The sequence below is a fragment of the Litorilituus lipolyticus genome (genome assembly GCF_006439335.1).
Lineage (GTDB): Bacteria > Pseudomonadota > Gammaproteobacteria > Enterobacterales > Alteromonadaceae > Colwellia > Colwellia lipolytica.
Genome location: NZ_SAWY01000024.1, coordinates 24862 through 33387 on the forward strand (window position 1 = coordinate 24862; position 8526 = coordinate 33387).

The 8526-nt window shown below is 37.2% G+C and carries 7 protein-coding genes; 2 read left to right on the plus strand and 5 right to left on the minus strand.

What is annotated here, in order from left to right; genetic code table 11:
* Positions 1-98: 98 nt before the first annotated feature.
* Genes EPA86_RS11635 through EPA86_RS11650 form a run of 4 tightly spaced genes read right to left on the minus strand, consistent with a single transcriptional unit; the run spans position 99 to position 3923 of the window.
* The gene (locus EPA86_RS11635; protein WP_140603794.1) at positions 99-1577 is read right to left on the minus strand and encodes a sensor histidine kinase; all 1479 of its coding nucleotides are present in this window, start codon (positions 1575-1577) and stop codon (positions 99-101) included.
* A 2-nt stretch (positions 1578-1579) separates the two neighbouring features.
* On the minus strand, positions 1580-2446 hold the full coding sequence (locus tag EPA86_RS11640) for a response regulator transcription factor (RefSeq protein WP_140603796.1): 867 nt from the start codon (positions 2444-2446) through the stop codon (positions 1580-1582).
* Between the two features lie 37 nt (positions 2447-2483).
* Positions 2484-3200, minus strand: coding sequence for a spondin domain-containing protein (locus EPA86_RS11645; protein ID WP_140603798.1), 717 nt, complete (start codon positions 3198-3200; stop codon positions 2484-2486).
* 9 nt (positions 3201-3209) lie between these two features.
* Positions 3210-3923: a spondin domain-containing protein gene (locus EPA86_RS11650; protein WP_140603800.1), complete on the minus strand. Its 714-nt coding sequence runs from the start codon at positions 3921-3923 to the stop codon at positions 3210-3212.
* Positions 3924-4227: 304 nt separating this feature from the next.
* On the opposite strand from EPA86_RS11650, the gene EPA86_RS11655 reads away from it, so the two are divergent.
* Positions 4228-6084 (plus strand): DUF885 domain-containing protein, encoded by a 1857-nt coding sequence (locus EPA86_RS11655; protein WP_140603802.1) that lies wholly within the window; start codon positions 4228-4230, stop codon positions 6082-6084.
* A 94-nt stretch (positions 6085-6178) separates the two neighbouring features.
* On the opposite strand, the gene EPA86_RS11660 is transcribed toward EPA86_RS11655, so the two are convergent.
* Positions 6179-7144, minus strand: a complete 966-nt coding sequence (locus EPA86_RS11660; protein WP_140603804.1) for an integron integrase — start codon at positions 7142-7144, stop codon at positions 6179-6181.
* A 255-nt stretch (positions 7145-7399) separates the two neighbouring features.
* Here EPA86_RS11660 and EPA86_RS11665 point away from each other — a divergent pair, with 255 nt between their 5' ends.
* A complete protein-coding gene (locus tag EPA86_RS11665; protein ID WP_140603806.1) occupies positions 7400-8092 on the plus strand; it encodes a hypothetical protein in 693 nt (230 codons plus the stop codon).
* The last annotated feature ends 434 nt before the right edge of the window (positions 8093-8526 follow it).

An 8526-nucleotide genomic window follows, 5' to 3' on the forward strand; every position in this document is an offset into this window, starting at 1 on the left:
AATAACTCTTTATTACTAATAAGTTATAGCACAGTAAAACATTAATAACTTAGCGTTAGATCATTAAAGTTTAACAGTTAAATGGTTTTTCGAGCTCTTTAAACCACCACTGCTTTTAAAGAAAAAGCAAAACAACTGCCCTTACCTAGTTCACTGGTCACTTTCATATTCGCATTCAATAATGAGGTAAGTTTTTTGGTAATAGCTAGGCCTAAACCTGCATGTTTATGCTTTTCGCCTTTTGCATTACTGGCACGATATCTAGCATCAAAAATATAGCTTAAATCTTCTTGGCTAATACCTGTACCATTATCAATAACAGCAATGGTTACGCGATCATTATCATTTTGAATATCGATAGTAATTTCACCGTCTGCGGGGGTATGTCTTAAAGCATTATCAATTAAGTTACTTAAAATACGCTCAAGTTTGGCAATATCTGAATAAACTAAATAACCACATTGCGCTGGGTTCAATGATAATTTAATGTTTTTCTCACTGGCTTTTAGAGCAAATTTAGCGACAATGTCATAAATAAGTTCACCTATAGGGAAGGTTTCTAAATTGACTGATACTTGACCATCTTCTAAATGGGCTAATTCAAAAATTTGATCAATTAATAACTTTAACTGCTTTCCGTTTCTTAGAACTGTTTTTAAATAAGCATCTCTATCTTCAACTGATAAACTATCGCCTTTTATCGCGATAGTTTCTACGTAACCCTGCATTGCAGCAAGTGGTGTGCGTAAATCATGAGATAACTGGGCTAATAACTCTTTTCTAATGCGTTCATTGTCTGTCAACTGCATCAGCTGTTCATTAATTTTAGTGACCATTTCAGCAAACGTGTGGCCTAGCAATTGAATTTCATTTTTCTTATTCGCTTGCCAATGCGATAAATTGATTTGAGTACTATCAAATTGATGAGATTTCACTAGCTCCATCTCAGAAACTAATTGTCTTATAGGTTTTGTAAAATAGCGCAATAAAACGAGCAATAAAATAAGCACCAAAACAAACGCAGCAATAATGATAAAGCCATGCTGAACTAATTGTTGGTTGGTCTTAACCCGTGCGAAAACTGAATCATAAATCTCACCACCAATAATCACATACAAGTAACCTTGTAAATTGCCTTGATTATATATTGGTGCTGCTGAAAAAATCTTCTTTCCAGTGATACTTCGCGGATCATCACCATAAACAGGTAATTGTTCAGGGCTGTCAATTAAAGTAACTAAGGGGGCTAGTTCTACGGATTGACGCTTAATTTTATCCTTGTCAGCTGAGTAAGTTAAAATGTTGCCTGAGGAGTCTAAAAAATAAAACTCAAACGCTGGTCCTAAAACCATCAAGGTGTGAAATAAATTTTCAAGGGCTGATTTATTGTAAACGCCATCTTGTAAAAGAGGATTATCATTCGCTAAATGTTCTGCCAAAGCTAAATGGAGTTGCTGCTCGGCTTGATGTTTTGCTTGCTCAGCTAAAGAGCTACTCCACCAAAAGAGTAAATAGGCAACGACAATAAATGCACCAGTTACCGTTAACGCTAAGCGTTGATATAGGGAAAGTGACATTGTTAATGTACTCCTGCGGAATTGAGCTTATAGCCAACTCCCCATACCGTTTGAATAATTTGAGGATTTGACGTATCTGTTTCTAATTTATTACGCAAACGATTGATGTGCGAGTTAACCGTATGCTCATAACCACTGTGGTGATATCCCCACACTGAATCTAATAACTGGCTTCTTGAAAAAACTTGATCGGGATGACTGCCTAAATAACTCAGCAATTCAAATTCAGTCGATGTTAGCTCAATAGTGTCCTCTTTATATTTCACCTGATGATAAGTGTGATCTATCATCAGCTGCCCTATACAGGTAGCCTGTTGAGTGCTATCACCATTTAGGCTATTAAGCCCGTTGATTGTCTGATGGTTTAAGTCGCTCGTGTTATGATTTGCTAACGATGTACCATTTATCACACCGTTTACCACACTACGATATGAACTATTAACAGCAGTATTTTCATCTCTGGCAGACAACTGATTAGCTTTTTCGATACAGTGATACCGTCGTAATTGTGCCCTAACCCTAGCTTGCAGTTCTCTAACGCTAAAAGGTTTTGTCATGTAATCATCTGCACCCAGCTCTAAACCTAATACCCTATCTGTTTCGCTGGTACGAGAAGTTAACATTAATATAGGAAGTAACGGCTTTGCATCGCGAACTTGCCGACAGACATCTAAACCACTTAATTTAGGCAACATGACATCAAGAATAATCGCTTGATATTCATTTGTTAAAGCTAGATTTAACGCTGTTTCACCGTCGTGACAAATATCGACGTTTAACGCTAATTCTTGCAAATGCACTTTGATTAATTGAGCAATATCATGCTCATCTTCCACGATTAAAACGCTATCTTTGGTAATATTATTCATAGGCTCTAGTCAGTAAATCTGACCAGAGCCACATTTACTATTTCGTCCGTGTTATTGTTAATTTTAAGCTTGGGTTATCAAAGCGATGTGCTTGAGTAAGCACTGAGCTCATTAAACCGTCGTCTAAACTCACAACTCCTGGATGCATTGAAACCATATCGACATCATCACGAACCATGCTATAACCTGTGCCACCATCAGCTGGCCCTGGTATGGTACCTTCTGCTTCATTATTAGCTTCGGTACCTGCATCATATACATTTAAATGCCATGACATGCTTGCATCTACATCAAGCGTTGAAAGCTCTAAATTAGTTAGACCCGAGAAAGCATCATTTGTATTCACCAACATAGTCGCCACGGTTAAATGAGTTGCTAATTCATCAGTTGTAGTGATAGTGATAGTTTCGCTTAAGCCAGGCATTAAGGGGCCTTCAGCACTTGCGTTAGCTAAAACAGATTCTTGTGAAATAAAATCAGAATTATCACCACCTTCTGCCAGTTTTTCTAATGCAACTGACGAACTCATACCAATATCCCACATTTTTCCATCACTGTGTAAAACGGCAGTAATTGGCGATAATGGCTGCTCATGCGTTAAATTTAATACCGTAATATCATAGCTATATTCCATTGGCTGTGGTTGAGGTGGTGGCTCAGGCATATTGTCATCATTGTCGCTTCCACATGCCGTTAACGTTGCAGCAAGCGCTAGCGTTAATGCTGTTTTTTTATTGAATAAATGAATAGACATATTGCCCCCTTACTTAACAACTACAGTTAATTTTGCTACAGGGTTTAACCAACGCTGTACACTGCTGTTAATATCACTTTTACCAGCCATCATGTCATCATCACCCAAGTTACCGCGATGAACATGTACTACCATGTTAGTTTCGCTCATGGTTACGCCTGTACCATTCATACCAATCATTGCTTCTAGTGGTGGTGGTACTGGCATGCCTGCCTCACCTACTGCACCGCTACCACGGATTTCATCATTGGCTTCGGTGCCTGCATCATAAGCATTTACATACACTGTATAAGTGCCTGCTTCTTCTGGGATCATCCAGCTGTTTACCCCAACAAAACCATCATTTGATGGTAAAATCATGGCAGAAAATGATAAGTACTGATTACCCTCATCGTTCATTAACATAAAGTTGGTAGAAGTACTTGGTGCAAGCAAACCACCTGCTGGGTTTTCAACAGTATTAGCATCAGCATTAGATAAAACAGACACTAAACCAGAAATATCTCCACCTTCAGCCATTGCTGTTAGTTCAGGAGAGGCAGCCATACCAGTTGAGAATAATTTCGTATCACCATTGTGTGCTGCAGCAACAATTGGCGTAAAGTACAAGCCTTGAGTTAAGTTAGTAACTGTTATTTCAAGATCTTGTGCTGAAACTGTCGAACTTGCTGCCATCATAGTTACTGATGTTGCTACTGATGTTAAGAGTGTTTTAAATTTCATGATTTCTTCCTTCAATTTGCTTTTGTAATAAATGAGTCAAACCAAGTATGAAGAGAAAGTGTTGCAATTTAATCACGTATTCTTAACGTAATTATCACAAATCCATCACAAACTTAAACAAATAAAAAATAACAGATTTTCGTTATTTTCCTTTGTTTTTTATTGAATAAAGTTAATACGTTACAAAAAGTAACGCACCACCATTAATCGCAAAAACAGCCCCGTTTATCGAGCATTCATTGCACATAGCAACTGGCTTGGGAGACAATGAAGGTTAAATAATTATTTACTATATGAGCATAAAATGACGATAAGCAAAACGTTAATCGCAGTAGCTATTTCAAGTGCGCTACTAACGGCCTGTGCTAAACAAGGCAATACAGCAGCGAATGAATCATCTACCAACACAACTTCTACAGTAATCGACGTACAATCTACAGCAGAAGCCTCAAAACAAGCGAATGCTCTGTTTGATACCATCTTTAAAGAAGGTGTTAATCGTAATCCGGTAAGACAAACTTATTTGGGTATTAAAGACAACTACGATAAATGGTATGACTTTTCTGAAGAAAATAGCGCAAAAGAACAAGCTTTTGCCAAAGAAAACCTCGCTAGGGTTACAGCCATAGACATCAATACCCTTGATGCACAAACACAAATTAGTTACCGCTTATTAGTTCAGCGCTTAGAAAACCAAATTGCAGACTATAAATGGCGCTACCATAGTTACCCAGTTAACCAAATGTATGGAACGCACTCGCAAGTTCCTGCGTTTTTAATCAACCAGCACTCCATAAGTAACGTAAAAGAAGCACAAGATTACGTATCACGTGTGATCGGCGCTGAAAAACTGATGTTACAACTTATAGAGCAATTAAAAATACGTGAAGCAAAAGGCATCATCGCGCCTAAATTTGTTTTTGAACACGTAATTCGTGACTCAAAAAATATCCTTGTAGGTGCCCCTTTTGACAACAAAGCAGACAGCACGCTCCTTGCAGATTTTACGCGTAAAGTGACTAAGCTTGATATTTCTGAAAAAGAAAAATCAACATTGATTACCGAAGTAAATGAAGCGCTAACCCAACACCTAAAGCCTGGGTATCAAACGTTAATTACTTATCTTACTCAGCTTGAGAAAAAAGCCGATACTCGTGATGGCGTATGGAAATTCCCTGAAGGTGAAACTTTTTACAATAACGCACTAAAACGTACAACAACGACTGATTTAACAGCAGAAGAAATTCATAAACTTGGTCTTAGTGAAGTGGCTAGAATTCATGATGAAATGCGCGTTATTATGAAAAAAGTTAACTATGAAGGAAGTTTAAACGAATTCTTCGAGTTTATGCGTAGTGATAAACAATTTTATTACCCAGGTACTCCTGAAGGAAAACAGCGCTATATTGATGAAGCAGTTGCTTTAATTGATGATATGGAAGGTCGACTAGACAGCTTATTTTTAACTAAACCAAAAGCCAAATTAAAAGTAAAAGCCGTTGAAGCCTTTAGAGAAAAGTCTGCCGGAAAAGCATTTTATCAATCGCCAGCGCCAGACGGTTCAAGACCTGGTGTTTACTATGCCAACCTATACGATATGGAAGCCATGCCAATATATCAAATGGCGGCATTAGCTTATCATGAAGGGATTCCTGGACATCATATGCAACTTGCGATTAAACAAGAATTAACCGGCATTCCAATGTTCAGAAAGTTTGGTGGTTATACCGCACACACCGAAGGTTGGGGATTGTACTCTGAATTTATTCCAAAAGAGATTGGCCTATACCAAGATCCATACTCTGACTTTGGTCGCTTAGCTATGGAGTTATGGCGTGCTTGTCGTCTTGTAGTAGATACAGGTATTCATAGTAAACAATGGACACGTGAAGAAGGTATTGATTATTATGTTTCTAATACCTCAAACGCAGTATCTGACGCCGTTAAAATGGTTGAACGACACGTTGTTATGCCCTCTCAAGCAACCGCTTATAAAATTGGCATGATAAAAATTATTGAATTACGCGAACAGGCTAAAGCAGAGTTAGGCGATAAATTTGATATTCGTGAATTTCATGATGTTATTTTAAAGAATGGCCCTGTACCACTTAATGTATTAGCTGAATTAGTTAACGAGTACATACAAAGCAAGCAAAGCTAAATTTGCAACTTAATTAACCACAGTAAATTTCGTACTCAGCCTACTATTTTGTTGCTGAGTACGACATATCTGCTCTGCATTGCAATATGCCAATTCAAATTAAGTCAGATAACGGGCTTCTTACCCCATTCGCACCATGTTCAATAACATGCGTATAAATTTGTGTGGTTCTAATATCTGTATGGCCTAATTGCTCTTGTACTGTACGAATATCAGCACCTCTTTGCAGTAAATGTGTCGCAAAAGAGTGACGTAATGTATGACAAGTAACTCTTTTAGCAATATTGGTATCTTTCGCTGCTTTTTGTACAGCTTTCCTTAAACTTGTTTCATCAATATGATGACGACTTAAATATTCTGTTTGCGGCTTATTACTCAAACGAGATGATGGAAACAAATAGTGCCAACCAAAACTTTTCGCTGCTGATGGATACTTTCTTGTTAGTGCATTAGGTAAATACACTCCATGATAATAAGCATTTCTAATATCTTGTTCATAATAAAGCTTTGCTGCACTTATTTGTTGCTTTAATGGAGTCACTAACTCTTTAGCTAATGTGACACGACGGTGTTTTCCACCTTTACTTTGCCAAATCATTACTGACAGATAATCAAAATCGATGTCTTGCACACGTAAACGTACTGTTTCCATTAACCTAAGACCACTGCCATACATAAGCTTACATGCAAGTGCATGACGACTTGCAACAGCCTGTAATAGCATTGAAATTTCTTGTGTGGTTAATACAACTGGTAGCTTTGGTTGTGCCGTGCTCTTATTGAAGTTTAACGTCAGTGTTAACGGCTTTTTTAATATTTCGCGATACATAAATACCAGTGCATTTAGCGCAAGCGCTTGTGTTTTTGGTGCAACATTTTGCTGAGTAACTAGGTAGGTTAAAAATCTCTCTACGTCTTGATCATGACATAGTTTTGGGTGCACTTGTCCATTGTAATTAATAAAGGCCTTTATCCAATAAAGATAAGACTCTACCGTTCTCTTAGCATATCGTTTCATCAGCATCTGCTCGCTGATATATGTCAAAAATAAAGATTTCATAGAACCCCCCAAAAACAGAAAACAAATACTGTATAAATACACAGTATAGGCGTAATTTTCTACTTTTGCGTGAAAGAAGGAATTTTTCCGCCTTTCACTCATCAACCAGATAAGCGATAAATTAATAAGCGATTGAACCAAATCAATTTTAAGCGTATTGTATACACTTAAAAAATCATGAAAGAAGGAATTTTTCCGTGTTTAAACAAGGAATTTTTCCTCCTAATAAGCTGTTAGAAATACCAAGGAGTTTCGATGGATACCGTAATTAAGGAAGATATATCAGGCATTAAAGAAGATACTGGATTTAAGTTCTTTTTTAAAAACTTTCATCTACTTTTCTTCAAACCTAGTCTGTTTTTTAAAGATCTAGATTTACTTAATGTACCCTTATTAGTTTATGCATCACTATGGTTAATTGGAATATCAAATGCGGTTGACAGAATAGATCAAAAGTTAATGAAATCAGATATTGGGACAGCAACTAGCTCTAATCAAATGATGCTAGATGCAATCTCAGGAGGTTGGCTTGTATTTTTCCTTATAATTGCAGGAATAGGAGCTTTCGGAGCATTCTTTGTTTGGTTGATTGGTGGGTGGTTTTATAATTTAAGGCTTTCTTGGAGCGGTGCTGGTGAGTTCGATAAAGTGAATGGACGACTTATTTACGTATTCTCAAGTTTAATAGCCGTCATCCCGCATATAGCAATATTGCTAGTTAGTGCTTTTTTATATCAAGACTATATAGCTACCTTTAATGCAGATGAATATTGGTCTTCTATAATAATTATTTTTCCATTCTGGGCAGTCTTTGTTAGCTACAAAGGAATCTTAGCTAACTTTAATGTAGTAAAGTGGAAAGCTCTATTTTGGTTTGTGGTTTTGCCAATAGTATTTTATTCCTTAGCGTTTGGAGTTGTTGTTTGGGCATACTCTAACCTAGCGTAAAGGTATTTCTAACAAGTTACTTAAAAGGACGCAAAACGCTTGGCTTGCGCTCCTTCGTCGCTAATTTTAGCCAAGCATTTATGCGCCCATTAGTAAGGCGTTATATGCTTTAAAGAATTACGTATTAGAGCAAGAGATTTTTACGTAGTGTTTTTCGCTAAAACTGTTTAGTGTATGCACTAATAAACTTTGTTATTGATACCTTTTTCAAAGGCAACAAAGTTATTAATTTAGTTCGGCCAGTTTTGCTTAACGCTCAAAAGTTCACGGCTGGTTGTTTTATCACGGGTGCCTTTAAATTTGTGTAGTGCTTGTTTTAAATTGCGCTGCATATAACAAGCAATTCAAGCGGGACTGTGATCCTCCCTCGATAAAACGGACACCAAAATCTAACTAAAGATGAGGTGTCTTATGCCAAAGTACAACAACCCTAG